This window comes from Paenarthrobacter sp. NPDC089307 (genome assembly GCF_040685055.1).
Classification (GTDB): Bacteria; Actinomycetota; Actinomycetes; order Actinomycetales; family Micrococcaceae; genus Arthrobacter.
Window position 1 is genome coordinate 43,990 of the sequence record NZ_JBFBHE010000006.1, and the last position, 26,880, is coordinate 70,869.

Genomic DNA, 26,880 nt, shown 5'->3' on the forward strand with positions numbered 1-26,880 from the left:
CAAGTAAGGAAAGAAACAATGACCGTCATTACCGAAACCAAACTCGAATTCGCCAAGCTGGGCTCCCGCATCGGCGCCGAGATCCGGGGGCTGGACATCAGCGGAGACCTCAGCGAGGACACTGTTGCCCAGATCCGGGCAGCGCTCAACGAACACAAGGCACTGGTGTTCCGCGAGGCGAACATCCTCAGCGACGAAGCACAGGTGAAGTTTGCTTCGCACTTCGGGCCGCTGACGAAAGCACACCCAACAGTGGCTTCCGTGGAGGGGGAAGAGAACGTCCTCCCCGTGGACAGCGAAAACGGCTCAGCCAACAACTGGCACACGGACGTCACCTTCGTGGTCAACCCGCCACAGGCTTCCACGCTGCGCAGCATTGACCTTCCCACCTACGGGGGCGAGACCCTGATTGCGTCCTCCGCAGGTGCATACCAGGACCTCCCCGAGGAACTCCGAACTTTTGCGGATTCCCTGTGGGCCATCCACACCAACGATTACGACTACTCAGTGCCGAAGAACCTTGAGCATTCCAATGCGGAGGAGCGACGCAAGGAGTTCACCCGGTTGAAGTTCGAAACCGCCCACCCGGTAGTGCGGGTGCACCCCCTGACCGGCGAGCGCGGATTGTTCATTGGGGGCTTCGCGCAGCGGCTCAGGATCGTGGGACTGTCCAACACCGAATCCAAGGACATCATCCGCCTGCTGCAGGCGTACGTGACGCGTCCGGAGAACGTAGTCCGCGTGAACTGGGAGCCCAACCAGGTGGTCCTGTTCGATAACCGCATCACGCAGCACTACGCGCCGGACAACTACGATGGCCAGCCGCGCAAGCTGAACCGGGTGACCATCGCCGGCGACATTCCGGTGGGCATCGAGGGCAAGCCGAGTCAGGCACTGCAGGGTGATTCGAGCACCTACTCCGTGGTGGCGCCCGTGGCCTCACCCGGCGTTTCGTAGGGGCGCGTATGTGTTGCTGTTTTAACCCAACTGAGTCGCAGATGGGGTCGTTTTGAGTGCTGGGAACGACCTGAACTGCGACTCAGTTGGGTTAAGGGAGGTTGTGTCCGCGGGCAGTTACCCAGAGGCCGTACCACTCGGCGCGGGTCATGTCCTTCGCGACGATGGCCGCGTCAGCACAGGCTGCGATCCGTGCGGGGCTGGTGGTTCCCACCACGGGCGAAATCCTGGCCGGGTGCTTCATCAGCCAACCAAGCAGTACGGACTCAGGGGTTGTGCCGTGCGCCGCAGCGAGTTGTTCCAGCATCGTCGCCGTTGCCGACTCCGCCGGAGACAACTCCCCGGACTTCGCACCCGTGTAACGGCCCTGGGCCAAGGAGCCGTAGGCCTGCAGTTCGATCCCATTGGCCATGCAGTGCTCCAAGGTCCCGTGCGGGAAACTGTAGCCCGAATCTCCAGGGTGGTTGACCAGCACAGTACTCTCCAGCCAGTCGCTGCGGAGCAGGCTCATTTCCAACTGGTTCGCCACAATGGGTGTCTCCAGCACATCCTGCAGGTACGCTATCTGCGCCCCGGACATGTTGGACACAGCTACGTGCCGCACCTTGCCTTCGGCCATTAACTGCCCGACGGCGTCAGCCACCTCGCGCGCGTCCGTCAAGGGATCGGGACGGTGCAGGAGCAGGACGTCCACGTAATCTGTTTGAAGGCGTTTCAGGCTTTCAGTGACCCGTTCAAGAATGGCATCCCGGCTGAGGTCGTAGTGGGTTTGCAAACCCCGCTCCCCCAACCTGATTCCGCACTTCGTTTGCAGGGTGAGCTCTTCGCGCAGACCTTGCGAACGGGCCAGGACTTCACCAAACACGGCCTCGGACTTGCCGCTGCGGTAGATGTCCGCATGGTCAAAAAGCCCAATGCCGATCCCCCTCGCGGCTTCGATCACCGCAGCTGCCTGGTCAATTTCGGCCGTACCGTAGGTCGTGCCCTCCCACGGACCGCCAAGGCCCATGCAGCCATAAATGAGCCGTCCCGGCCCGTTCGCGTTGGTCATGTGGTTCCTAGTCCTTGGTGACGATCCAGGCAGTGGTGTCGGACGGGAGCTTGCCGTCCTCCAGCGGACCGCTGGTTACAACGACCTCACCTTCGGGCAGCTCAACCGGTTCCCCGCCGAAGTTGGTGACCGTGTGCCAGCTGCCGGGCCGGCTGAAGTGCAGGACTTCCTTGTTCCCGGTCTCCACCCACTGGAGTTCTTCGTCCGTCTGCAGTTCACTGCGCAGGTGCAGTGCCCTGCGGTAGAGCCCCAGGGTTGAGCCTTCAACGCCTTCCTGCTTGGCGACGGCGTAGTCCGCGAACCATTCCGGCTGGGGCAGGTGCGCCCGGGCCTCGCCAAAACCGAAGGACGGGCCTTCCGCCGTCCAGGGCAGTGGCACGCGGCAACCGTCGCGGCCGATCTCGACGCCCGGGTTCCGGAAGAACGACGGGTCCTGCCGCTCGGCGTCGGGAATCTCGGTGACCTCCCGAAGCCCCAGTTCTTCGCCCTGGTACAGGTACGCGGAGCCGGGCAGCGCGAGGAGGAGGAGCGTTGCGGCGCGGGCCCGACGCAAGCCGAGTTCGACGTCGAGCTCTTCCGCCGGCGCGCCGGCAAGCAGCCAGCCTTTGCCGTCCTGGCCCTTGGGTTCGCTGCCAGTGATGTCCTGGGCAGCATTCGTGCCCTGGGCAACGGAGCCGCCCTTGGGCAGGCCGTAGCGCGTGGCGTGGCGGACAACATCGTGATTGGAGAAGACCCAGGTGGAGGACGCTCCGGATTCCTTGGCTGCCACCAGGTTGTCCGTGATGATCTTCTTGAACGAAGCTGCGTCGAAATCGGACTGCAGGAGGTCGAAGTTGAAGGCCTGGCCCAGTCCTTCGGGGCTGGCATAGCGGGCACGGCGCGACTCATGGACCCAGGCTTCTGCAACGGCAGTGCGCGGCGGGTTGTACTCGTTGAAGAGCTTGCGCCACTCGGCGTACACCTCATGGACTTCATCCCGGTCCCAGAAGGGGTGGGAACCATCAACGAAGCCATCAGTGCCGTGTGCCTTGGCCTCAAGGTCCGCCTTCATCGGCAGCGGCTCGCTAAGGTCCTTGGCCATGCCGTGGGCCACGTCGATGCGGAAACCGTCCACGCCGCGGTCCGACCAGAAACGCAGGGTCTTCAGGAAGTCCTCGCGGATCTCAGGGTTCTCCCAGTTGAAGTCCGGCTGTTCCTTGGCAAAAATGTGCAGGTACCACTGGCCTGGAGTGCCATCCGGTTCGGTGATGCGCTCCCAGATGGGACCGCCAAACACCGAGTCCCAGTCCGACGGCGGCAACTCGCCGTTTTCACCCTTGCCGTCACGGAAGATGTAGCGGTCGCGGGCTGCCGAACCCTTGGGCGATGCCAGCGCTTCCTTGAACCACTCGTGGCGGTCGGAAGAGTGGTTGGGGACGATGTCCACCACGATCTTGATACCCGCAGCATGCAAAGCGGCAGCCATCTCGTCGAAGTCCTCGAGCGTCCCGAGTTTCGGGTCCACGTTGCGGTAATCATCGACGTCGTAGCCGCCGTCAGCGAGCGCCGACGGATAGAACGGACTGAGCCAGACGGCGTCGATGCCCAATTCCTTCAGGTACGGGACCTTGGCCGTGATGCCCTTGAGATCTCCCAGGCCGTCCCCGTTGGCGTCGTAGAAACTGCGCGGGTAGATCTGGTAGACGGCCGCCTGGCGCCACCAGTTGGGATCGGACATGCGGTCTGCATCGGTGCGGTGTGCCTGGGTGGCGGAGGTGCTCACGAAACTCCTTTGATTTAGAATCTAAATTTAGGTCCGGGACCAGTATGAAACGCCGGTCGCGGAAGGTCAACATTGGTCTAGCCCTTGACCGCCCCCTGGGTGACACCGGCCATGACCCACCGCTGGGTGAAGAGGTAGGCGACAATCGCTGGCGCCATCGCCATCAGGTAAGAGGCGAAGGACACGTGGTAGTTGTTGCTGAATTGCGTCTGGAACAGGTTCTGCCGCACCGGAAGGGTCTGCAGGGCCGGATCCGAAATGATCAGGGACGGCATCATGAAGTCGTTCCAGGCGTACAGGAAGGCAAAGATCCCCACGGTGGCGCTCATGGGTGCCAGGAGCGGAAAGATCAACTTCCAGAAGGTCTGCCACGTGGTGGCGCCATCGATCCTGGCGCTCTCCTCCAGCTCCAAGGGAATGGAACGAAGGAACGCCGTAAAGAGCAGCACACTGAAGCTCAGCTGGAACATCGTGGCAAGGAGGACCACGCCGAACGGATTGTCCAGGCCCAGGCGCCCCGTGAGTTGGATCTGCGGCAGGGCCACCACGGGGAACGGGATGAACATGGCGCCCAGCAGGTAGAAAAACGAGTATCGGAAGAACCGGCGCTCCCAGTTGCGCACGATCGCGTAGGAAGCAAAGGCGGCCAGGATGATGGTGGCCAGGACAGTGCCCGCGGTGACCAGCAAGGACATTGCGGCTCCCACGGGGAAGTTCGTCAGCGTCCAGGCCTGGATGAAGCCGTCAATGCTGAAGGGGGCCGGAAATGAGAAGGCGTTTCCGTCCACAGCCTGGCCCTGGGTTTTGAAGGCCATGGAAACTGTCACGTACAGGGGAAGCAGCACGGTCACCGCGCACAGTACAAGGATGACCGTGGCCGGCCAGTTGACGCGTTCCGCGGAGGAAGCTGCTCGCTGCCGCCGGTTGGTCACGACGCCGGAGGCGGGCTGGGTGTCGTCGTCGATGGTGAGGGTGGAGTGAGTGGTCATCAGAGTGCATTCCGTCCGCGGGTCAGGGAAAGCTGAAGAAGGGAAATGAGGATGGCGACCACGAAGAAGATCGTGGCATTGGCCATCTGGTAGGCGTAGTCCCCGCCGTTGAAGCCGGCAATGACTGTCATGGCGATGCTCCTGGTGGACGTACCCGGGCCACCGTTCGTCAACCCCACGATGATGTCGAAGGCGTTCAGGAAGCCTTTGAAACCGAGGATGACGTTGATGACCACATAGCCTGCCACCAGCGGCAGCGTGATTTTGATCAGCTGCTGGAACTTACCGGCGCCGTCGATTTCAGCGGCCTCGTAGACGTCCCCTGGCACAGCCACCAGACCGGCAATGTAGATCAACAACGCTCCGGGCACCGCCTGCCAGGCTGTCACCAGTACCACCGCGACCCAGGCGAGGTCAGGGTTGGCAAGCAGGCTGTTCTCCAGCCATGGGATTCCTGCCGCAGAGCCGGCCGCCGGGAGGGAATTGGAGAAAAGGAAGTTGAAGACGTACGCGATGATGATCCCGGAGACCACCATGGGAATGACGAAGACGGTCCGCAAAGCGGTCTTCATCCGGATCCGCGCCGTCAGCCCAACGGCAAGGAGGAAGGCAACAAGATTGACCGCGATGACGGTAACGATGGAGAAGCCGAACGTAAACAGGTAGCTCTGCAAGATGGCAGGATCGCTGAATATAGCTATGTAGTTGGTCAGGCCAATGAACTCCCAGTCACCAATTCCGATGGAGTTGGTGAAGCTGAAGAAGATGCCGATGACGCCGGGAACGGTGATGGCCAAGGTAAACAGGACCAGGCTGGGCACCAGGAAAAGGTAGAAGATGGGTTCCACCCGCGGCCGGCTGCGCCGAGCCGGGCTGCTGGGCGTCTGGCTGGATGGGCTGTTCGTGGATGGCGTGGTGATGCTGGACATGTGTCTGACTCCCTGGTGTCTGCACTACTGGCGGAACGCCAGCCGCGCCCAATCTGCGTCGAGTGTGCGGAGGGTGGATGCAGGGGATGCGCCGAAGACGATTGCCTGCGTGTAGTTCATGATGGGGATGGTGCGCGGAACCAGCACAGATGGGCCCTGGTACACACGGGACTGCTCGTAGTACGGCACCATTCCCTCGATTCGGGGGTCGGTGGCCTTGGCGGAGTCCTTGGTGGGCGCAAAGCCCAGCTGCGATGCGTTGTAGGCGTCGATCACCTCCGGCCGGTACAGGTACTCAAGGAAATCGCGCGCTGCCTCCTTGTGCTTGGAGGCCTCCGGGATCCAGGCCGCGAGGTCCACGTTGACGCGGACGCGCAAGTCTTCGGCATCCTCGGTCATCGGCAAAGGGAAGGTCCCCAGCTCGAGGTCAGGAGCTGTCTTGGCAATTTCACTGAACGCCCAGGGGCCCTGCAAGTACATGGCTGCTTTGCCTTGGGAGAACGCCAGGTTGCCGTCGCCGTAGGCCCGGCTCGCCGCATCCTTGTTGACATAGTTCTGCGCCAGGGTCAGCATCTTGCCCACTGGTTGATCAAAGTCCTTTTGGAAGGACGCCGACGAGTCAGGTCCTACGCGGGTTCCTTCATCAGCAAGCTTTTTGAAGAAGTCGATGGTGTTCACCTGCCCGCCTACGGAGTAGTCGAACCACCCCTGCGCGATGGTCCAGTCGTCCTTCCAGGTGGCGTAGAACGGTGTAATGCCCGCGGCTTTCAGGGTTTCGCACGCCGCGATCAGTTCGCTCCAGGTTCTGGGAATGGCGATGTTGTGGGCTGCGAAGATTGCCTTGTTGTAGATCACCGATGACGCCATAACCGAATACGGCAGGGCACTGGTCCGGCCGGGGTAGGAACCGTACTGGTCCATGAGCGGCTGGAGGTCGCCGCGAATGCGGGATGCAGCCTCCGTGCCGGACAGGTCACTCAGCGCTCCCCTCTGGACGAAGCGGGAGGTTTCCATGTTGTAGTTGGCCAAGGCGACGTCCGGCGGATTGCCCCGCACGAAACTGGCGGAGACAACGTCCACGCCCGAGGTGTCCAGTACCACCTCGGTGTGGTCCTGGGATGCGTTGTAGTCCGCAACAAGCTTGGTCATGAAGCCGATGGCCTCCCGCTTGCTGAACGTGAAGCGGATGGTCTCTTTGCCCTGGGCCCCGGTGCACCCCGAGAGGAGGCCGGCCAGCAGGGCCAGCCCCAGGACCATCGCTGCCAGGCGTTTCCTGCGCGTAGCTTTCACAGACTCCATAGTCCTTTCGTCGCGAGAACCCCGATGGCTTCGATGCCATGCCGAAGACCTGCCTCCGGCCTCGTCCCCAATTTTTGATAGGTCGTAAATTTATGACCCATCGATAATGGTGGGTGATTGGCACCACATCGTCAAGCGATGGAGGAAATGTGTTGTCATCTAAATTTATGGACTAAATTTAGAGAGACCGCCCTATCACTCCGATGGACGGCTACCCCATTGATCGGGAGTCGGAATGTTGACCGGAACTGCCCCGTCCACCCAGTTGGTCCGCCGGGTCAACGCCGGCGCAATGCTCAAGGCCATGCGCGGCGCCGGAGTGGTGACAGGCACCGAACTGATGGCATCAACGGGGCTCTCCCGCGCCACGGTCATTTCCATCTGCGACGAACTGGTCCGACTTGGCTGGCTTCAGGAGCTGGAGAACCAGCGCGGAGCCGGCGACTACGTCAAGGGCAGGCCTGCCCGCCGCTTTGTCTTCGACGACGGCGCGGCCAGCGTGATCGGCATCGATATCGGGGCCAACAAAATCACCGCCATCGTCGCTGACATGGCCGGCACGTCGCTGTCCCAGGTCACCACGCCCTTCCGCACGGACAACATCGGCGCCGATGAGCGGGCGGACGTGCTGGACAAGATCGCGGCAGAAGCCCTCGAAAAAGCCGGGGTGACGGCTGATTCGGTCCTTGCCGTCTCCGTGGGAGTAGCCGCTCCCGTGAGCCGAGAAGGCGAGGTCCTGACAGCCCAGGAATTCTGGAAGTCCTTCGATGTCCGCGGAATCGTCTCAGAACGGCACGGATGGAAAGTGCTCCTGGAAAACGACGCCAACCTCGCGGCGTTGGCTGAACGGTGGCAGGGTACGGCGCAAGGGGTGGACAACCTGGTGGTCATGCTGGCCGGAGACCGCCTGGGGTCCGGTATCCTCGAATCCGGCCGCCTGCTCCACGGACAGCACGGCGGATTCGGGGAACTGGGCTACTTGGACAACGTGGACGGAGTGGGCGACACGTACGGGATCGCCCACTACGCCGTTCTTTGGGGGCGCGAAGCCCTGGACGACGGAACGGCCACCGCGGTGCTACGGGAGCTTTGCGGCGATGACCCTGCCGCGTTGACCGCTGAGATGGTCTTCAAGGCAGCCGCCGACGGCGACCCCGCCGCGCAGAAGGCGCTGGACCAGGTGGCCCGCCGCATGGCGCGCGTGATCGGGTCCATAGCCACCTTCGTCAACCCTGAACTGGTGGTCATCGCAGGCGGTGTCGCACCCTCCGCACAGGCGTTGCTGCCAGGCATCGGGAAAGAACTGCAGGACTTCACCTTCACTCCCCCGCGGCTGGCAGCTTCAGTCCTTGGTGAAGGAATAGTGTCTCTGGGTGCCATCCGCCATGCCCTTGACTACGTGGAGGAACACGCCCTGGACCTCTACCCGGCGTCCCTGCCGAGGCACCAGGCAGCCGTTTAGTCCGGCATGGACATGGTGCGCAGATCCAATTGGCGCAGCACCCTGTCTGCCACTTCCGGATCAGTCCCTGGCTCGTTGCGGGCTGAGACCACTTCCTGACGGGCAGCATCCAGGGCGATGGTCTGCACGGCAATGGACAGTTCACGGCCCCTCTTGCGCTTTTCCGCCGCCGATTCGTTCTGCAGGGTGCCATCAAGCAGCTCGGCATGCAGGCGGCGCATCTTCTCCTTGACCAGTGCCACCTTCTCGGGCGGCAACTCCTTCATGAGGTCGTGGTCCTTCAGCGCAGCCACAGCCGCGGATTGGGCCCTCCTGGCGAGGACCCTCGCGGCCTCCTGCTCATGCGAGCCATCTTCGGTGGCCTTGAGCACCCGCATGAGCCAGGGCAACGTCAGCCCCGGCAGCACCAGGGTGGCCAGAAGGACCGCGCAGGCGATCACCAGGATTTCGTGGCGGGCCGGGAAATCACTGCCATCGGGCAGCGTCACGGGCAAGGCCAGGGCAAGCGCCAATGTTGCCAGGCCCCGCATGCCGCACCAGGTCAGGATCAGCACTTCCTTGGGCGAGGTGGGCAGGAGGTTACGGCGTCGTCGGGCGGTCATGGACAGCAGCCCCAGCCACAGGAACCGGACAGCGAAGACCAGGACGCAGATCATCACGGCCATGCCGATCATCCCGAAAATGGCCGTACCTTCATCACGGATTACGTGCCGGATTTCCAGGCCCACCAGGCCAAAGGCCAAGCCGGTGACCAGCAATTCCACCACGTCCCAGAAAGCCGTCTGGGTTATGCGTTCAGCTGCGTCCTGCGGACGCGTGTGGCGCTGCAGCTCCAGGGCGGTCACGACGACGGCCACCACACCGGAGGCGTGCAGTTCTTCGGCCAGGATGTACGCGGCGAAAGGGACCACCAGTGTCACCGCGCTGCGGGCCACCATGGAGGTCACCAGCTTGGTGATGAACTTGGTCAACCAGCCCATGGCGATGCCGATCAGGATGGCCAACGCGGCGCCAATCACAAACTGCGGGATGACGCCGGGGCCCACTTCCTTGCCTGCCAGGGTGGCAGCAACTGCCGCCTGGAAGATCACGATTGCCGCGGCATCGTTGAACAGTCCCTCGCTTTGGAGGACCGTGATCAGTCGACGTGGCATATGGACCCGGCCCGCCACGGATTCAACGGCTACCGGGTCCGGAGGCGCCACCATGGCACCGAGGGCTATCGCCGCGGGAATACCAATGCCGGGAATCATCAGCCATGCAGCACCGGCCACCACGGCGGTAGAAACCACCACCAAGGCAACCGCCATCAGCAGCAAGGTCCGCCAGCGGACCCGGAACACGGCCCAGGAACTCTTCTGGGCAGTGGCGAACAGCAACGGAGGGAGGAAAATCGGCAGGATCAGTTCCGGCGAGATCTCAAATTCGGGAAACCCGGGAATGAAGGTGAGCGCAACAGCCAGCAGGAGCATGAGGACCGGATACGGCAACCGGAGCCGGTCCCCCAGGCCAACCGCGATGACTGTTGCAAGCAGCAACCCGACTATGAGCGCCAGCTGATCCATGTTCCTGCTTTCCCCAGATGTGTACGGCACTTACCGGGCAAAACCGGAAAAGTTCCCTACCAACATATCGCGGGGCGCACACACTCCTGCCGGAACCGTTTGCCAGCCGGGCTGCTAATCCTTGGTCAGCGCGTCCACCACGTCCTCGGTTCCATCCTTGAAGGGGATGGTCTTGCCGATGGTCCCGGGCAGCTCAAGGACCGCGGCAGCCACCAGCGCCACGTTGGCCCGGGAAGTCCGGGTGCCGTTGCCCGGGTTTTCCGGGTGCAGTTCGATCAGGCCCGTGGCCGGCTCATCGCTCAGGGTTCCCGGGCCAAGCACGGTCCAGTCAAGGTCCGTGCCACGCAGGTAGTCGTCAGCGGCGGCCTTGGACTCCGCGTAGGCGAAGAACGGGTGGTCACTGGGAATGCCGTGCTCCTTGGAAGCACCGATGTAGGAGACCATGACGTACCTTTTGACGCCGGCCTCCGCCGCGGCGTCCATGGATCGGATGGCAGCGTCCCGGTCAACGGCATAGGTCCTGGACGGATTGCCTCCCCCGGCACCAGCGGACCAGACCACGGCATCGTGCCCCTGGAGCGCTTGGGCGAGTTCCGCCGTCGTCGAATTTTCAACGTCGAGCACTTCGGCAGAGGCGCCGGTGTCCGTGACATCCGCCACATGGGCGGGATTCCGGATGAACGACGTGACGTCGTGACCTTCACCACTAAGAATCCGGGACAGGTGCAGGGCCACTTTTCCGTGGCCGCCAATAATCGCGATTCGGCTCATGGACCCATTCTGTCCCAGAAAACAAAAAACCCCGCAGAGAACATCTGCGGGGTCTTGCCCTGTAGCGGTGGGGAGGCTCGATCTCCCGACCTCACGATTATGAGTCGTGCGCTCTAACCAACTGAGCTACACCGCCACGAATGAGAAAAACCTGTGTCAAGCCGGTCAAAACCGCCTTGACACAGGCCCTCATCCAGAGCCCCCCACCGGAATCGATCCGGTGACCTCGTTCTTACCAAGAACGCGCTCTACCACTGAGCTAGGGGGGCAACGAGTAAATACTCTACCGGACGTTTTCAGAAGCTACAAATCGGCGAAAGAGCGCGGGAAAATGGCGCCGACACAATTTGCGAAGACGCCTTTTTCCTGATCCAGATACCGGCTTTTCAGGGCAGGCGAAGCACCTGCCCCGGGTAGATCAAGTCCGGGTTGGGAACGGTGTCGGCGTTGGTGGCGATCAACGCTCCGAGATCCACGCCGAACTGCGCCGCGATCCCACTCATGGTGTCGCCCTGTTCCACCACCACCTCGGTGACACGGGGAGCCACTGGCCCCGGCTGGCCTGTCCCTGCAGCGGCCTCAACGGCCGCTTCCTGCGCCTCGGGCTGGACTTCCGGCGCGACGGGTTCCAAGTCCTCCTGGGCCGCTTCCTCGGCGGCTGCAGCATCCGCTGCGGCCTGCTGCTGTGCCGCCTGGGCTGCCGCGGCTTCGGCGGCGGCGGTGTCCGACGCTGAAACCTCGACGGCGGCGGCATCCTCTGTGGCTTGGGTTACGGCAGTCTGGTCCTCCGGCCCCTCCGGCGCATTCCGCTCCACCGGAACGCTGTCCGCATGCTGCCTGTCATCGTGCCCCTTGTCGCCGAAACCAAGGTTCTTCTTCAAGTTATCCAGCAATCCCATGGAGCACCTTTCCCTGTCCTGCGGGCCAATGAGGCCGGCACCTTGATGGTACGGCCGGGCGGCGGCACAGGAAACCCCGTTAAGCACCTCAGGGGGCCGGCATGGAAGCCGACCCCCTGATGGGAACTACTTAGTGTTTACCACTTGCCCTTGCGGTTGAAGTCGCGGTTGCTGCCTTCGCCGCCGGTGCGGGGCTTGCGGGCACCGTCACCGTGGCCGCCAAAGCGTGAACCGCTGGCCTGGCCGCGATCGCGGTCGCCGTAGCTGCCTGCAGTGCGCTCGGTGCGGTCGCTGTAGGAGCGGCCGCCGCGGTCAGCGGAGGAACGCTCGCCGTCGGACTTGCGGAACTCCTTCTTGAAGCCGCCGTTGCCCTTGAAGTTGCCACCACCGCGGTTGTCACGGTCGCCGTAGCCACCGCGTCCGCCACCGGAGTAGCCGCCACGCTCGCTGTTGGGCCTGCGGCCGTTGTCGAGCTCAAGGTGGATCAGCTCGCCACCGATGCGGGTGCGGGACAGTGCGCGCAGCTGCTCGGGGCTGAGGTCTGCCGGGAGCTCCACCAGGGAGTGGTCCGAGCGGATGTCAATGCCGCCGATCTGTGCGGAGGAAATGCCACCTTCGTTGGCAATGGCGCCAACGATGGAACCCGGCATGACGCGCTGGCGGCGTCCGACGGCGATCCTGTAGGTGGCGTTGCCCTCGGTGAGCGCACGGGTCGGGCCACGGGAACCGAAGCCGTCCTTGGAGCGCTCACGCTTCTGGTACTCGGGAGCAGCAGGCAGTTCCTTGACCAGCAAAGGCTGACCGCCCTGGGCCATGACAGCCAGGGCAGCAGCGATCTCTGCGGCGGGAACGTTGTGCTCTTCCTCGTAGGAGGCGATGAGGTCGCGGAACGCTGCAACATCCTCGGACGCGAGGGTCTCGGTGATGCGCTCGGCGAACTTGCCCAAGCGAAGCGTGTTGACCGTCTCAGCGGTGGGCAGGTGCATCTGCTCCACCGGCTGGCGGGTGGCCTTCTCGATTGAACGCAGCAGGTACTTCTCGCGCGGCGTCATGAAGAGGATGGCGTCACCGGAACGGCCTGCACGGCCCGTGCGGCCGATACGGTGCACGTAGGACTCGGTGTCATGGGGGATGTCGTAGTTGATGACGTGGCTGATGCGCTCAACGTCAAGGCCACGGGCGGCGACGTCGGTAGCGACCAGGATGTCGATGCGGCCTTCCTTGAGCGCGTCAACAGTGCGTTCGCGCTGCTGCTGCGGGATGTCGCCGTTGATGGCGGCAGCCTGGAAACCGCGGGCCTTGAGCTTGTCAGCCAGGTCCTCGGTAGCCATCTTGGTCCGCACGAAGGCGATAACGCCGTCGAAGTCCTCAACCTCAAGGATGCGGGTGAGGGCGTCCAGCTTGTGCGGGCCCATGACCTGGAGGTACCGCTGGCGGGTGTTGGCGCCAGTGGTGGTCTTGGACTTGACGGAGATCTCAGCCGGGTTGTTCAGGTACTGCTTGGACATGCGGCGGATCTGGCCAGGCATGGTGGCCGAGAACAGCGCTACCTGGCGGTCCTCCGGGGTCTGCTGGAAGATCTGCTCAACGTCATCGGCGAAGCCCATGCGCAGCATCTCGTCAGCTTCGTCCAGCACCAGGTACTGGAGTTCGGAGAGGTCCAGGGAACCCTTGGCAATGTGGTCGATCACACGGCCGGGGGTACCAACAACGACCTGTGCGCCACGGCGAAGGCCGGCAAGCTGCGGGCCGTAGGCCGAGCCACCGTAAACGGGCAGCACGGTGAAGTCGTCGATGTGCTTGGCGTAGGAGGTGAATGCCTCGGCAACCTGCAGGGCAAGTTCACGCGTCGGAGCCAGGACCAGGGCCTGGGTCTTGCGGGACGGGCCGTTGAGGTCGTGGAGTTCAGCCAGACGGGACAGGGCCGGAACAGCGAACGCTGCGGTCTTGCCGGTACCGGTCTGTGCCAGGCCGACGACGTCGCGGCCTTCAAGGAGCAACGGAATGGTTGCAGCCTGGATGGGTGACGGCTTCTCGTAGCCAACATCCTGCAGAGCGGCCAGGACACGGCCGTCGATGCCGAGTTCGGCGAAGCGGATGCCTTCTTCTTCGTCCTCTTCTGCCTTGGGAGCAGGAGCTTCGGTGAAGGCGGGGGCCGCAGCCTCAGCTGCGGGAGTCTCGACGGGGGCAGCGGCAGCAGCCGGTGCTTCAGCTTCGGCGGGAGCAACTGCTTCGGCAGTCCCGGCGTTCTCGGCGTCGAAGTTTTCGTTGAGATTTTCGGTCATAGGGGGAAATTCCTCATCCATAGGGCAGTCGGCGCGACCCGGTTGGGCTGGCCGCAGTACTCGTCGCGAAGAGACAGGAAATGGTGCCCTGCTTTCGCAAGAAGTCCGGCGCTATCGCAATCCCATGGCAGGACTTCCCGCTGCATCTCTTGGCTGCTATCCCAGCAGTCTGTACAGCGTTTTCTTTAGCCGGCTCTCCCTATGAAAATGCCCGCACACATTTGCGGGCCCCAACACTTACCAGTCCTGCCTCAAGAATTGGGCAGGATAAAGGGATTTCCGGAGTGGGGGATGTTTCAAGTGTAGGGCACGGGACGGCCTGACCGCGAGTTAAGACCCAAGGATGGCCGGGTGAGCTTGTTCACACCCCTGTCCGGAGCTGCTAGAGTCCACTCCTCCGCAGGACCTTCTCGAACTCAGGACGGTAGTCGTCCTGGAGGCGGATCTCCCCATCAGCCTCCGCATCGAGGAGGATTTGGACGAGGTCCGGCGTGGGCTCGCTGAACCACTGCCCCACCGTGATTCCGTGCTTGGGGATGAACGTGCGGTGGATATGGTCTCCGGCCGAGATACTGCCCGTTTTGACCACCCGCAGGTAGGTGCCCACCCGTCCGGCTTCGGAAAAACGCTTGACCCACGTGGGCTCCCCCAACACGCGTTGGAAGGTGGCGCACGGGGTGCGGGGAGAAGTAACTTCCAGTTCCACATCCAGCCCGATCTTCCACCGCTCGCCGATCACAGCGCCAGTGGCATCAATGCCGGTCACCCTCAGGTTCTCGCCAAAAATGCCCGCGGGAAGGTCCCGCTGCAACTCGGCGGACCAGTAATCGGCGTCTTCCTGCGAGTAAGCGTAGACGGCCTGGTCTTCTCCACCGTGGTGCACGCGGCTGGCCTGCACGTCACCGTGGATGCCCAGTTTGTGGACCTTGACCGGTCCCTCAACAGGGCGTTTGTCGATGGCCGTGACACCCACGCTTCCCAGGGGGTCGGGAAGCAACTGGTGGACACGGCACACGGCAAGAAGGGAAGCGGTGTTCATGGCACCAGTCTACGGATGGACAAGGACGGGGCTAGGGATCAAAACGGTAGCCCATCCCCGCTTCGGTATGCAGGTGGCGGGGCTCGGCCGGATCCCGCTCCAGCTTCCTCCTCAGCTGGGCGATGTAGACCCGCAGGTACTGGGTTTCCTTGGCATAGGCCTGGCCCCACACCTGGGTGAGGATCTGCTGCTGGCTGACCAGCTTGCCCTTGTTCCGGACCAACAGCTCAAGGATGTTCCATTCGGTGGGAGTCAACCTGACCTCCGCGCCATCCTTCACGATCTTCTTACCAGCCAGGTCCACCACGAAGTCGGCGGTAGCCAACGTGGGTTCTTCCCCACCGGTGACCGCACGCCGCGAAGCCACCCGCAGCCGCGCAAGCAGCTCATCGAGGCCGAAAGGCTTGGTCACGTAGTCGTCCGCACCGGCGTCGAGCGCTTCCACCTTGTCCTCGGAAGCATGCCGGGCCGACAAGACGATGATGGGCATGCTGCTCCAGCCGCGGATGCGGCGGATTATCTCCACACCGTCGATGTCCGGCAGGCCAAGGTCCAGCACCACGATGTTGACCGGATGCTTCGCAGCCGCGCTCAGGGCGTCGGCCCCGTTTCCCACCGTCATCGCCTGGTACCCGTGGGCTTGCAGGGTCACCTGCATGGCCCGGGCAATGCGGGCCTCGTCCTCAACGATCAACACCAGCGTCACAGGGGGTCACCGGTCCACAGCGGCAAGGTGACAACCATGGTCAAGCCGCCACCCGGCGTCGGCTCCGCTGCCAGCCGGCCGCCCATGGCCTCGCTGAAACCCTTCGCTACCGCCAGGCCCAAACCGATCCCACCGCCCGCTGCTGTCCCTCCGGCTGCTGAAGCGGACGAATCACCGAAGCGCTGGAACGGCTGGAACATGGTGAGGACTTCCTCATGGCCCATGCCCTTCCCGTGATCCGCGATCCGCAGTTCACTGGCGGGCCGCTCCCCCAGGGTGATGCCTTCACCGGCACGCGCCGTCAGCACCACATCCGAACCGGGGGCGTACTTCATGGCGTTCTCCACGATATTGGCCACGACCCTTTCAAGCATTCCGGCGTCCGCCTGCACGGGAGGCAGGTTGGGCGGCAGTTCGTTGCGCAGGCGCTCGTGCGGGACACCCCTCAACGCATCCGGCAGCACATCGGACCACAGAATGCCGGACAACAACGGATTGACGGCGTCGGCAGTGATGCGGGACATGTCCAAAAGGTTATCCACCAGGTGATCCAGCCGGTCCGCATAGTCCTCGATGGTCTCCAGCAGCTCCCGCTCAACATCGGCAGGAAAAGTCACGTCCTCCTGCCTAAGGCTGCTGACGGCAAGCTTGATTCCTGCCAGCGGCGTCCGCAAATCATGGGAAACCGCCCGGAGAATGGAGGTCCGCATCTTGTTGCCCTCCGAGAGCCGCAGGTTGTCGCGCCGGCTCTTCACCAGCTGCTGCCGTTCCCTCACCGCAACCACGAACGCGCCGAAAGCCACCAGCATCCGCTCATGGTGCGGAGACAACGGACCGCCGCGCAACAGCAGCGTGTATTGGGGATCGACGACGGCGGCATGGTCGGCGGCGGCATGCGTCACCGGCGGATTCGGGCCGGCGCTGGCAAGGACCCGCCATTCGGGCGGCGCGCCGGGCACTCCGGCGCCAGGGCCTGCGGAGCCGAGGAGAGTCACTGCGTCCATTCCCAGGTTGCCGCGGACCTTCTCAAGGAACGTCTCCAGGCTTCCATCCGAGCTGAGGATCCGAAGGGCAAGTTCACTGAGCGCCGTGGCCTCGGCACCGGACCTCGCGGCTTCCTGCGCCCGCCGGCTGGCCAGGCCCACAGCCAGGGCAACCCCGCAGGCAACGGCCAGGAACACCACCAAGGTGAACAATGTGGTGGGATCGGCGATGGACAACGACCCCACCGGGTCGGCCGAGAAATAGTTCAGGAGGAAGCTGCCCAGCACAGCGGCGACAACGGCAGGCCACAGACCCCCGATGGCAGCCACTGCCACAGCAACAGCGAGCTGGAGAAGCATGATCATGGCAAAGTTGCGGAAACCAAGCACTGTGACAGCCACTTCCACCGCCGGTGGCAGCAGAAGCGCCAGGATCAACCCTGCCGTGACACGGCCCCGCCCAATGCCCCGCACCGTCGGAAACCTCAGGAGCGCACCGTCGTCGCCGTTGCCCTGAGCCTCAGTTGCCGCCATGGCTACATCCTTACACGTCCGCGGGTGGGCACTTCTCCCCACTTGCCCGCGTAACGAGTGCCTCCGGAGCCTGCAAGGACTAGGCTTGCTCTGAGCATTCTGGTCCGGCGTGGCGCCGGGCACTCCAACGGTCTATCCAGGGGGATACACATGGACCCGAAAGACAACCCCGACGCCGCCGGCAGCACTGGCAGCGGCGGGGATAACAACGATGGCCTGAACGCGGCCAACAACCCGCCCAAGCCACCTCCCTGGCAGGTCCCCAAGCCCGAACTCCACCCGGAACTGTTCGCACCAGTGGAAGAAAATCCCCAACAGGGCAAGAAGCCGGCCAGGAGCAAGAAAGTCCCCGCGGGGGCATCTGCCGGTATCCCCGGACAGGCCGAGCCGGGGCAGCCCCTCCCGGTCGTTGACCCTTTCGAACGCGAGCGCGAACGCGATGCCGCGGCCGCAGCGAAGAAAAAGAAGCGCTCGCAGCGACGCACCATTGTGGTCGGCTTGGGCGTCACGGCCCTGCTCGCGGGGACCATCACCGCCATCGTGGCCTCCAACGAGCAAGAGGCTGACTACGCCCAGGTCTGTTTCAACGAAGAAACCGGCGAGCGCGTGGACGATGACCAGTGCAACAACAGCAGTTCAGCCGGGCGGAGTTCGGGCGTTTACGCCTGGTACTTCTACTCCCGGGGTGCCAGCGTGCCTGCGGTCGGCCAAAACCGCAGCGCATACCCGAGTGCCACCAAGACCGTGCCGCAAGGAGCCAAGTCGTCCACGGGATACAGCACCAAGGGCGGCACTGTCAGCCGGGGCGGCTTCGGCAGCAGTTCCAAAAGCGGCGGAAGCTCAGGGGGCTAAGCGTGCGTCGACTCCCCTCCGCGCCCAGGCCGGACTGGAAGCAGAAGATCGAAGAACAGGGCCTGGTTTTCTCCACCACCACCATGCCCGACGGCCGGAAGATCGAATACTGGAACGAATCGGCCTATTACGAGTTCTCCATGGACGAGGTGGAAACGCTCGAGAAGACCGCCGAAGACATGCACCTCATGTGCCTGGAGGCAGCAAAGTACCTTGCCACCGGCGCCATGGGCGATATCGGCATCGGACGCCAGGCACTGGATCTGGCAGCTGAGTCGCTGCAGGCCGGGGACATGGATATCTACGGCCGCTTCGACTTCATCTATGACGGCAAAGGCGGTCCGGCGAAAATGCTGGAGTACAACGCCGATACCCCCACGGGATTGATCGAGGCCTCCGTGGCGCAGTGGTTCTGGCTGCAGGACGTGTTCCCGGAGAAGGACCAGTGGAACGGCATCCACGAGGCCCTCATCCGGCAGTGGAAGAAGCTCCAATTCCGGACCGGCATGAGCACTTTGCATGTTGCCCATTCCGAAGCCGAGGAATCCGGCGAGGACTGGATGACGGCTGCCTACATGCGCGACGTCGCCAGCCAGGGTGGCTGGACCACCATCGGCATCAATATGTCGGACATCGGCTGGGACCCCAACCTGAACCGGTTCGTGGACCTGGACAACTTCATGATCAACACCATGTTCAAGCTGTATCCCTGGGAATTGATGATGAAGGAGCCGTTCGGTCATCGGCTGCTGCAGCGCGCCCACAACCCGCGGTGGGTGGAGCCGGCATGGAAGATGCTGCTGTCCAACAAAGCCCTGTTGGCTGCGTTGTGGCACCTCTACCCGAACCACGAAAACCTGTTGCCCGCCTACCTCGGGGACCCCGGTCCGCTGAAGGAATGGGTGGCCAAGCCCCTGCACGGCCGCGAAGGCGACAACATCCGCATCCACGCCCCCGGGATCGACATCTCCCAGCCCGGCGGTTACGGCCGGGAAGGCTGGTGCTACCAGCAGTACCACCCCCTCCCGGACTTCGACGGAAACCACCCTGTCCTGGGTCTGTGGGTGGTGGACGGCGAGTCGGTTGGATGTGGCATCCGCGAGTCGGACGGACCCATCACGGACTATTTCTGCCGCTTTGTTCCCAACACCATCGACGCCCCGGCGCCTATTGCGCCCCCTGCTACTTCCTATGGAGCTGCACTGTGAGGACTGAAAACCATGAGCACTGAAACCTCGACGCCGGGTGGCGGCTCAGCGGGCGGCGACCCTGCCGCCGTCGTACCTTCCAAAGGCCTCCACGCCGGGATCCTGGACCTTGGCGATTCCGTCATGCTTGGGCTGGCGTCCACCGCGCCGGTGTATTCGCTGGCGGCGACGCTGGGACTGATCGTTGCTGTCAACGGGAACTACACGCCCCTGATTCTTGTCCTCGGGTTCATTCCCGTCCTGTTCATTGCCTACGCCTTCCGCGAGCTCAACAGCGCCATGCCGGACTGCGGAACCACGTTCTTCTGGGCACGCAAGGCGTTCGGGCCCTGGGCTGGTTGGCTGGGAGGCTGGGGCGTGGCCCTGGCGGGAATCGTTGTGCTGGCAAACCTTGCCCAGATCGCAGGGAAGTACCTCTGGTTGCTGGTTGGGGACGGTTCCCTGGCGGAGAACAAGTGGCTGGTCACTGCTACCGGAGTGCTGTTCATCGTGTTCATGACATATGTGAACCACCGAGGCATCAGGCTGGGTGAACACGTCCAACGCACGCTGACGTATATCCAGTACATCTCGCTGGGCATCTTTGCGGTGGCGATCGTTTTCCGGATTGCCGGAGGTGCGCCGGAAGGCCAACCCTTCGACTTTGAGTGGTTCAATCCCGCGGGTGCTTTTGCCGATCCGGGTGCCGTGGTGCACGGCGCGCTGCTGGCACTGTTCATCTACTGGGGCTGGGACACCTGCCTGGCGCTCAACGAAGAAACCGAGAACCCCGCCAAGACGCCGGGCCGGGGCGCCGTGATCTCAGCCTCGGTGCTGGTGGCAATCTACGTTTCCGTAGCCCTGCTGGTGATGATGTACGCCACGATCGGAACCGACGGAATCGGCTTGGGCAACGAAGCGAACCAGGACGACGTCTTCCTTGCCATGAAAGATGTTGTCCTCGGTCCGTGGGGCTGGCTTATTGTGGTGGCCGTCCTGGCCTCGGTCCTTTCCTCCACCCAGACCACCATCCTTCCGACGGCCCGCGGCACCCTTTCCATGGGTGTTCATGGAGCCCTCCCGGCCCGGTTCGGCAAGGTCCACGAGCGCTTCATGACCCCGGGATACTCAACCCAGGTGATGGGAGCGGTAGCGGTGGCCTACTACGTGGCAATGAGCTTCCTGAGCGAGAACCTGCTCTCGGACTCCATCAGTGCCATCAGCTTATTCATCGCGTTCTACTACGCCCTGACCGGGTTCTCCTGCGTCTGGTACTTCCGTGCGACGCTGCGGGACTCCGCCCGCAATCTCTGGTTCCGCGGGATCCTGCCGCTCCTCGGCGCACTGGCCCTGACCGCTGCGTTCTTCATCTCCGCAGTGCAGATGTGGGACCCCGCGTACGGTGATACCCGGATTTTCGGGATCGGCGGCGCGTTTGTCAGCGGCGTGCTGTTGCTGGCATTGGGAGTGGTCTCGGCAATTGTGTGCCGCTTCGCCCCATCCACCCGGGCGTACTTCACCGGTGAACGGGCCGATGCCGGGGTGATCCGCGGCGAGTAGCCGCGTTCCTTCCTCAGGTACGGGCAGCCCACCGGCGGAGACGGGTTGGAACATCCGGAATGTCCTCAGTCCGGACTGAGTTCCTGCGCAGCGCTCCAAACCAGGTCAGCAGGATGGCCGCGGCGCAGAAAACGCCGGCGCTGGAGGCCATGATCCACAGTCCAGGGGTCTGGACGTCCAGGTCCGCTGCACCCAGCGCGGTGCCGATGGTCTTGGGTGAGAAGAAAAACGCAATCGTGGAGGCTGCCAGAACTCCTGACATGACCCACCTGTGGATCCTGTACCGCTCCGGGGTTTCCTTGATGGTCCAGGCAAACGCCGGCAGGACCACGGCCATCCAGACCCAGTGGTGGGACCAGGACACCGGGCTGATGAGCAACATGGCCAGGGCCGTCGTCGAAATGGCAACGACGCGTGCGCCTTGGGCGCTGGCGGCCCTGATCAGCAAGGCAGCCAGGACCAGGGTTGCCAGGCTCAGTGCCAACCACGGCAGCGTCACAGCGTCCTGCGGGACTCCGAAGTGCAACAGGGCGCCCTTGATGGAGAGGTTGTCCACGTAACCGGCTCCACCGATCCGGGAGGTGTCGGGAAGGATTTCCAACCAGAATTCCAGCGACTCCGCCGGGCGCAACAACCATCCAAGCAGCACAGTGGAGGCGAAGCCCAGCGCCATGTTCGCCAGCCCCCGCCAATCTTTGCGCATCAGGAAGTACAGGCCGAACACCAAGGGCGTCAGTTTGATCCCGGCGGCAACACCAACCAGAAACCCGCTCCCCCTGAATCTCCGGCGCTTGGACAGGCCGCCCAGCAGATCCACCACCATCAAGCCCATGAGCAGGATGTTGATCTGGCCGAACGCCAACGTCTCACGCCAGGGCCCAAGGAACAGGATCGCGAGGAACAGCGCCGCGGCGACCCAACAGCTCCTGGTGGTCGAGAGGGCTCCCCGCAGCTTTGCCTTGGATGACCAGTAACGGACAATCGTGACGGCCACCCAGCCAGCCACGGCCACACCGGCAACGTTGAACAGGTTGAGGGCCATGTTTTGCGGCAACCGGGCCAACAACCCAAAAACAAGAGCGGCAAAGGGCGGGTACGTGAAAGGAAGCTGCGGGCCACCGGCCGTCGCCACAGTGGGGCCGTAAAGGTCAGAGGGTGAGGCACCGGCCTGGTTCAGGATGCTCCCGCCGAACCAGTACACACTGAAATCCAGACCCTGCTTGCCCCAATCACCGAGGAGCGACCATACCGGCCAAACCAGCAGAGCTACCGGCAGCAATCGAAGCCAAACCGGAGACGGTGATGCGGTTTTGCGGGGCTCCGAGGCGTCCGCCTTGGCCCTAAAGTCGACGTCAGGCAGTGCCATGCAAAATCCCCCAAGTTAACCAAGCTGCAAAGGGGGAAATATGCGCCCCCGGCACCCATACTACTGAAAGGCTCCCTCGGGCTGCGGAGCACGATGACGCTCCCGGAAGCCTAGGATGCTGGAATGAGCGATTCAACGACGAACACCTCCGACGTCCTGGCCCTCGATTCCCTGCTTTCCGACGACGAACTTGCCGTCCGCGACAAAGTCCGTGACTACGCCACCCAGCGCATCCGTCCGAACATCTCCCGCTGGTACGAGGACGCGGTCTTTCCCCGGGAGATCGCTCCCGAGCTTGGCGAGCTTGGCGTACTGGGCATGCACCTGGAGGGTTACGGCTGTCCCGGCCGGACCGCCGTCGAATATGGCTTGGCCGCCATGGAGCTGGAGGCCGGCGACTCCGGTATCCGGACGTTTGTGTCGGTGCAGGGCTCGCTCGCGATGACGGCTATCCACCGCTGGGGATCGGAGGCACAGAAGGAAGAGTGGCTTCCGAGGATGGCCGCGGGCGAGCTCATTGGCTGCTTCGCGCTGACCGAACCCTCGGCCGGTTCCGACCCTTCATCCATGACCACTACGGCACGGCAGACCAGCGAGGGATGGGTGCTGGACGGAGCCAAGCGCTGGATCGGTCTGGCTTCCATCGCCGACGTCATGGTGGTGTGGGCGCGGACCGAGGATGGGGTGCGGGGATTCCTGGTCCCGGCTGGCGTTAAGGGAGTCACTGCCACGCCGATTGAACCGAAGCTTTCCATGCGTGCTTCGATCCAGTGCGATGTAACGTTCGACGCCGTTGAGCTGGGACCGGAGGCAATCCTCCCGGGTGCCATGGGGCTGAGGGGGCCGTTCTCGTGCTTGAACGAGGCACGTTACGGAATCGCCTGGGGTGCCATGGGCGCGGCTCGCGATTCCTACGAAGCCGCACTCTCCTACGCCGGTGACCGCTTGCAGTTCGGACGTCCCCTGGCTGGCTACCAGCTGACGCAGGAGAAGTTGGTGAACATGCTGCTGGAGATCCAGAAGGGCACACTGTTGGCCCTTCACCTTGGCCGCCTGAAGGACGCCGGGCAGCTGCGGCCCGAGCAGATTTCCTTGGGCAAGCTCAATAACGTCCGCGAGGCCATCAAGATCGCCCGCGAAGCCCGGACCATCCTGGGTGGCAACGGCGTCACGCTGGACTACTCTCCGCTCAGGCATGCGAACAACCTGGAATCAGTGCGCACGTATGAGGGCACTGACGAGGTCCACACCCTGGTGCTGGGGCAGCACATCACGGGCATCGGCGCCTTCCGCGGCTAACCCTCCCCTGCGTTGTGAGGCCCGCTCTGCAGGGTTTTCCTGGCTGGAACCCAGCAGAGCGGGCCACGCAACGTCATGGGGTTACGGTTACGGGTTCCTTTTTGGCGGCGTCCTTACGGATGGTGGCACTGATGACTGCCGCAACCGTGCACATGGCAGCCGCGCCCATCCACGCGTAGTTGTAGTGTCCGGTGGCATCCCGGATGAACCCGGCTGCGAGCGCTGCGGCAGCAGCCCCAAGCTGGTGGGCCGCGAACACCCAGCCAAACACCACCGAACCGTCGGCACCGAACACCGAGCGGCAGATCGCCGCGGTGGGTGGCACTGTGGCCACCCAGTCAAGCCCATAGACCACCACGAAAATGATCATGCTCGGCTCCACGGACGACCCCAGCAGCAACGGCAGCACCAGCAGGCCAATCCCCCGGAACTGGTAGTAAACCGCCAGCAGAACCTTCGGGTTGAAGCGGTCGGTCAGCCAGCCCGAGGCTATGGTCCCCACGATGTCGAAAATTCCGACGACGGCCAGCAGGCCTGCCGCCGTGGTTTCGGGCATGCCGTGATCGTGCGCCGAGGGAATGAAGTGTGTACCGATGAGTCCATTGGTGGTTGCCCCGCAGATCGCGAAGCCCGCAGCCAGCGCCCAGAACGTCCGGACCTTGGCGGCACGTTTGAGCACTTGGAGGGCTCGGACGGCAGCGTTGGAAGAGTCTTTGGTGACCGCAGCTTCCGGTGCGCCTGACGCCGCAGGGCTGATTCCGGCGTCGGGCGCTTGAGCGGCAGGTTCCTGCGCACCATACGGCAACACCCCGACGTCGGCGGGTGAGTTCCGCAGCCACCGCAGCACCAGCGGCACCACCGCGAGGGCTCCGGCCGCGATGAGGAGCGAAGCCCCGCGCCAGCCCGGGTCCTGGGCCAAAAGGGCGATGAACGGCAGGAACACCAGTTGGCCGGCCGCGCTTCCCGCGGTGAGGATGCCGATCACCAGGCCACGGCTCTTGGCAAACCAAGTGTTGGCGATGGTTGCGGCGAAGACGAGTGCCATGGATCCGGTTCCCAACCCGATGAGCACTCCCCACGTGAGCAGGATCTGCCAGGACTGGTTCACCAACACTGTCAGGGCAGAACCCAATCCGATCAGGCACAGTGCCAATGAGGTCACTTTGCGGATGCCGAAGCGTTCCATGAGGGCAGCAGCAAAAGGTGCAGTCAGACCGAAGAGGACCAGGTTGATGCTGACCGCGAGGGAGAGGACGGTGGTGGACCAGCCGAATTCCTGCTGCAACGGAACCATGAGCACACCGGGGGCTGCGCGGAAGCCGGCCGCTCCCACTAACGCCAGGAAGGCCACGGCCGCCACCATCCAGGCGGGGTGGAGGCGGCGGCTCTTTCCGGACGGAGTCGGCTTCCTGGAGGGCTTCGACCCGGAGGGAGCCTGCTGCGACCCGGAGGGGGTCCCTGTGACGTCGGGAGCGGTCATGCGGGGATCTCCGTTTCAGATGCTGATGCTGCCCTGATTGCTTGGATTGCCGGATCTGACTGGCGCGGTGCCACAGCCAAGGGAACCGGGTGGTCGGTCCTGGTGAAGCTGTGCCAGCTGGTGTTACCGGCGGTCAGGCGGGCGCCGCAGTGGGTGCAGGTATCGGCGGAAGAGGTGGGCAGTCCGCAATCCGTGTGGATGACGCGCATGTGGGATACCTCGTTGGGTGCGTCCAGGTGCTTCTCTGCCCAAATGATGATGGCGTTCAGGACCGGCAAGGCGTCCTCGCCCTTGGCCGTGAGGACATACTCCTGCCGGGTGCGGCTGCCGTCCTGGTATGGGCGTTGCGCCAGCAAACCTGCCTCAAGCAACCACCCCAAACGCTTGCTCAGGACCGCGTCCGCCACTTGGAGCCGCTGCTTGATGGCGTCGAAACGTCCGTTGCCAAAGAAGATTTCACGGAGGACGAGGCTTCCCCAGGGATCACCAAGGACATCAAGGCCGCGGGCGAGGCTGCACGTGCGGGCAGACCAGTCGGAACGAAGAGGCATGCGAACCAAAGTAGCTGACTTCTCTAAAGAAAGCTAGATCCGCCAACTGAAACGTCGACGCCGGATGCCGCGCCAGGCTGGTACGACCTCGGGATCACCGCAGGCCGCTCCGCGAAGGATGGTAGGCCAAGGCCCAATAGACCAGCATGGCGATTCCGCACACCACACCCAGGCTGGAAACGATGAGTTGCCACTGCGTCTGCGGGTCCTTGCCCCATTCGGCAGCGCCGGCCCAGACGGCCAGGTTTTTGGGGGTCATGTAGAAGGCAACGGTGGAGCACACCACAATCACCCAGCCCGCGGTACGCATCCGCCCGCTCCGGGACGGTACCCGGTGCATCGCAAACGCCATGCTGGGCAGCGCTACGGCAACCCATACCCAGTGGTGGGACCAGGAAACGGGGCTGATCAGGAGCATCAGGATGGCCGTGGCCGATACCGCGATGAAGTTCTCATCCACGGCCACAGCCCAGGTGATGATGAGGCCAGCCACCACCACCAGGGCCAGGGAGATGACCATCCACACCATGTTGGTGACCGAAGAGTCCGGCATGCCGAAGTGCAGGAGGAGGCCCTTGACGGAGAGATTGTCCACGTACGCCGGCCCGCCGATGCGGCCAGTATCAGGGAGGATCTGGGTCCAGAAATCCAAGGAGGCTTGCGGCAAGACAGCCCACGCCACGGCGATCGAACCGAAGAAACCGGCAGCCATCCACCCCAGGGCCCTGAAATCCCGGCGGACAAGGAAGTACAAGCCGAAGGCAAGAGGAGTGAGCTTCACACCGGCTGCCAAGCCGATCAGCAGGCCCGCGGGCCAGCGGATGCCACCGGCCCGGACCTTTCCGTACAGGGCAAAATCGGCCAGGATCACACCCATCAGGATGATGTTGATTTGCCCGAACACAAATGTGTCCCGCCATGGCCCCAGGAGCAGGATGGCCCCCGCGCCCACCAGTGCCGTGGTCCGGAACCGGTAATCGGCAAAAGCTTCACGCCAGGTTTTCAGGCCGAAGTAGTGCCTGGCCAACCAGGCGGCAACTGTCGCGGCACCAGCAAGGGCAACAACGATGAATACCAAGCTGCCGCCGAAGAAACCCATCGCCGCCAGTCCGGCAAAGAGGAGCGCTGCGAACGGCGGGTAGGTGAATGGCAGCCCATCGCGGATGGCATACAGGTCGCCGCCTTCCAGGACCTTGCCGCCGCCGTAGTAGTACACCTCAAAATCGTTCAATGCCGGCTGGTAGTACGCGTACAGGAAGAACACGGCCACCGCGAGGGCCAGCACGCCTGCCAACGTGAAGATCCAGCCCCGGGTGGTGGTGGACGCCACCGTCTGTGAAGGAGAAGCCACCAT

Annotated in this window: 22 protein-coding genes and 2 tRNA genes; 6 read left to right on the top strand and 18 right to left on the bottom strand. The window is 63.5% G+C overall.

What is annotated here, in order from left to right; all coding sequences use genetic code 11:
• Window positions 1–18 precede the first annotated feature (18 nt).
• Window positions 19–957, top strand: a complete 939-nt coding sequence (locus AB0N72_RS15595) for a TauD/TfdA family dioxygenase (protein WP_363933225.1) — start codon at window positions 19–21, stop codon at window positions 955–957.
• Between the two features lie 91 nt (window positions 958–1,048).
• Here AB0N72_RS15595 and AB0N72_RS15600 read toward each other — a convergent pair whose 3' ends face one another.
• The 5 genes from AB0N72_RS15600 to AB0N72_RS15620 form a co-directional block, all read right to left on the bottom strand.
• On the bottom strand, window positions 1,049–2,008 hold the full coding sequence (locus AB0N72_RS15600) for an aldo/keto reductase (protein WP_363933223.1): 960 nt from the start codon (window positions 2,006–2,008) through the stop codon (window positions 1,049–1,051).
• A 7-nt stretch (window positions 2,009–2,015) separates the two neighbouring features.
• Entirely contained in the window at window positions 2,016–3,770 is a 1,755-nt protein-coding gene (locus AB0N72_RS15605) for a glycoside hydrolase family 13 protein (RefSeq protein ID WP_363933221.1), read from the bottom strand.
• Window positions 3,771–3,847: 77 nt separating this feature from the next.
• Entirely contained in the window at window positions 3,848–4,759 is a 912-nt protein-coding gene (locus tag AB0N72_RS15610; protein ID WP_363933219.1) for a carbohydrate ABC transporter permease, read from the bottom strand.
• Entirely contained in the window at window positions 4,759–5,688 is a 930-nt protein-coding gene (locus AB0N72_RS15615) for a sugar ABC transporter permease (protein ID WP_363933218.1), read from the bottom strand. Before AB0N72_RS15615 ends, AB0N72_RS15610 begins: the two co-directional genes overlap by 1 nt.
• A gap of 24 nt (window positions 5,689–5,712) precedes the next feature.
• The gene (locus tag AB0N72_RS15620) at window positions 5,713–6,987 is read right to left on the bottom strand and encodes an extracellular solute-binding protein (protein ID WP_363933216.1); all 1,275 of its coding nucleotides are present in this window, start codon (window positions 6,985–6,987) and stop codon (window positions 5,713–5,715) included.
• A gap of 235 nt (window positions 6,988–7,222) precedes the next feature.
• On the opposite strand from AB0N72_RS15620, the gene AB0N72_RS15625 reads away from it, so the two are divergent.
• Entirely contained in the window at window positions 7,223–8,449 is a 1,227-nt protein-coding gene (locus tag AB0N72_RS15625; protein ID WP_363933214.1) for an ROK family protein, read from the top strand.
• Here AB0N72_RS15625 and AB0N72_RS15630 read toward each other — a convergent pair.
• From AB0N72_RS15630 to AB0N72_RS15670, 9 genes are all read right to left on the bottom strand, one after another.
• A complete protein-coding gene (locus tag AB0N72_RS15630; protein ID WP_363933213.1) occupies window positions 8,446–10,014 on the bottom strand; it encodes a Na+/H+ antiporter in 1,569 nt (522 codons plus the stop codon). The genes AB0N72_RS15625 and AB0N72_RS15630 overlap by 4 nt on opposite strands.
• A 114-nt stretch (window positions 10,015–10,128) precedes the next feature.
• Window positions 10,129–10,785, bottom strand: a complete 657-nt coding sequence (locus AB0N72_RS15635) for an NAD(P)-binding oxidoreductase (protein ID WP_363933211.1) — start codon at window positions 10,783–10,785, stop codon at window positions 10,129–10,131.
• 62 nt (window positions 10,786–10,847) lie between these two features.
• Window positions 10,848–10,921 (bottom strand) — tRNA-Met (locus AB0N72_RS15640).
• Window positions 10,922–10,982: 61 nt separating this feature from the next.
• Window positions 10,983–11,054, bottom strand: a tRNA-Thr gene (locus AB0N72_RS15645).
• A 117-nt stretch (window positions 11,055–11,171) separates the two neighbouring features.
• Complete coding sequence (locus AB0N72_RS15650) at window positions 11,172–11,684, bottom strand: LysM domain-containing protein (protein ID WP_363933209.1); 513 nt, start codon at window positions 11,682–11,684, stop codon at window positions 11,172–11,174.
• A gap of 137 nt (window positions 11,685–11,821) precedes the next feature.
• Window positions 11,822–13,969 (bottom strand): DEAD/DEAH box helicase, encoded by a 2,148-nt coding sequence (locus tag AB0N72_RS15655; RefSeq protein WP_363933208.1) that lies wholly within the window; start codon window positions 13,967–13,969, stop codon window positions 11,822–11,824.
• A gap of 382 nt (window positions 13,970–14,351) precedes the next feature.
• Complete coding sequence (locus AB0N72_RS15660; RefSeq protein ID WP_363933206.1) at window positions 14,352–15,008, bottom strand: MOSC domain-containing protein; 657 nt, start codon at window positions 15,006–15,008, stop codon at window positions 14,352–14,354.
• A 31-nt stretch (window positions 15,009–15,039) separates the two neighbouring features.
• Window positions 15,040–15,714 (bottom strand): response regulator, encoded by a 675-nt coding sequence (locus AB0N72_RS15665; protein WP_363933204.1) that lies wholly within the window; start codon window positions 15,712–15,714, stop codon window positions 15,040–15,042.
• Entirely contained in the window at window positions 15,711–17,231 is a 1,521-nt protein-coding gene (locus tag AB0N72_RS15670) for an ATP-binding protein (protein WP_363933203.1), read from the bottom strand. Before AB0N72_RS15670 ends, AB0N72_RS15665 begins: the two co-directional genes overlap by 4 nt.
• Window positions 17,232–17,381: 150 nt before the next feature.
• Here AB0N72_RS15670 and AB0N72_RS15675 point away from each other — a divergent pair, with 150 nt between their 5' ends.
• Genes AB0N72_RS15675 through AB0N72_RS15685 form a run of 3 tightly spaced genes read left to right on the top strand, consistent with a single transcriptional unit; the run spans window position 17,382 to window position 20,830 of the window.
• Window positions 17,382–18,083 (top strand): Tat pathway signal protein, encoded by a 702-nt coding sequence (locus AB0N72_RS15675; protein ID WP_363933201.1) that lies wholly within the window; start codon window positions 17,382–17,384, stop codon window positions 18,081–18,083.
• A 2-nt stretch (window positions 18,084–18,085) separates the two neighbouring features.
• A complete protein-coding gene (locus AB0N72_RS15680; RefSeq protein WP_363933199.1) occupies window positions 18,086–19,291 on the top strand; it encodes a glutathionylspermidine synthase family protein in 1,206 nt (401 codons plus the stop codon).
• 12 nt (window positions 19,292–19,303) lie between these two features.
• The gene (locus AB0N72_RS15685) at window positions 19,304–20,830 is read left to right on the top strand and encodes an APC family permease (RefSeq protein ID WP_363933197.1); all 1,527 of its coding nucleotides are present in this window, start codon (window positions 19,304–19,306) and stop codon (window positions 20,828–20,830) included.
• A 13-nt stretch (window positions 20,831–20,843) separates the two neighbouring features.
• On the opposite strand, the gene AB0N72_RS15690 is transcribed toward AB0N72_RS15685, so the two are convergent.
• Window positions 20,844–22,196 carry a glycosyltransferase 87 family protein gene (locus AB0N72_RS15690; protein ID WP_363933196.1) on the bottom strand — a complete coding sequence of 451 codons (1,353 nt, stop codon included), beginning with the start codon at window positions 22,194–22,196 and terminating at the stop codon, window positions 20,844–20,846.
• Between the two features lie 123 nt (window positions 22,197–22,319).
• Here AB0N72_RS15690 and AB0N72_RS15695 point away from each other — a divergent pair, with 123 nt between their 5' ends.
• On the top strand, window positions 22,320–23,495 hold the full coding sequence (locus tag AB0N72_RS15695) for an acyl-CoA dehydrogenase family protein (RefSeq protein ID WP_363933194.1): 1,176 nt from the start codon (window positions 22,320–22,322) through the stop codon (window positions 23,493–23,495).
• A 73-nt stretch (window positions 23,496–23,568) separates the two neighbouring features.
• On the opposite strand, the gene AB0N72_RS15700 is transcribed toward AB0N72_RS15695, so the two are convergent.
• From AB0N72_RS15700 to AB0N72_RS15710, 3 genes are all read right to left on the bottom strand, one after another.
• A complete protein-coding gene (locus AB0N72_RS15700; RefSeq protein WP_363933192.1) occupies window positions 23,569–24,975 on the bottom strand; it encodes an MFS transporter in 1,407 nt (468 codons plus the stop codon).
• Window positions 24,972–25,526 (bottom strand): helix-turn-helix domain-containing protein, encoded by a 555-nt coding sequence (locus tag AB0N72_RS15705; RefSeq protein ID WP_363933190.1) that lies wholly within the window; start codon window positions 25,524–25,526, stop codon window positions 24,972–24,974. Before AB0N72_RS15705 ends, AB0N72_RS15700 begins: the two co-directional genes overlap by 4 nt.
• A 94-nt stretch (window positions 25,527–25,620) precedes the next feature.
• A complete protein-coding gene (locus tag AB0N72_RS15710; RefSeq protein ID WP_363933188.1) occupies window positions 25,621–26,880 on the bottom strand; it encodes a glycosyltransferase 87 family protein in 1,260 nt (419 codons plus the stop codon).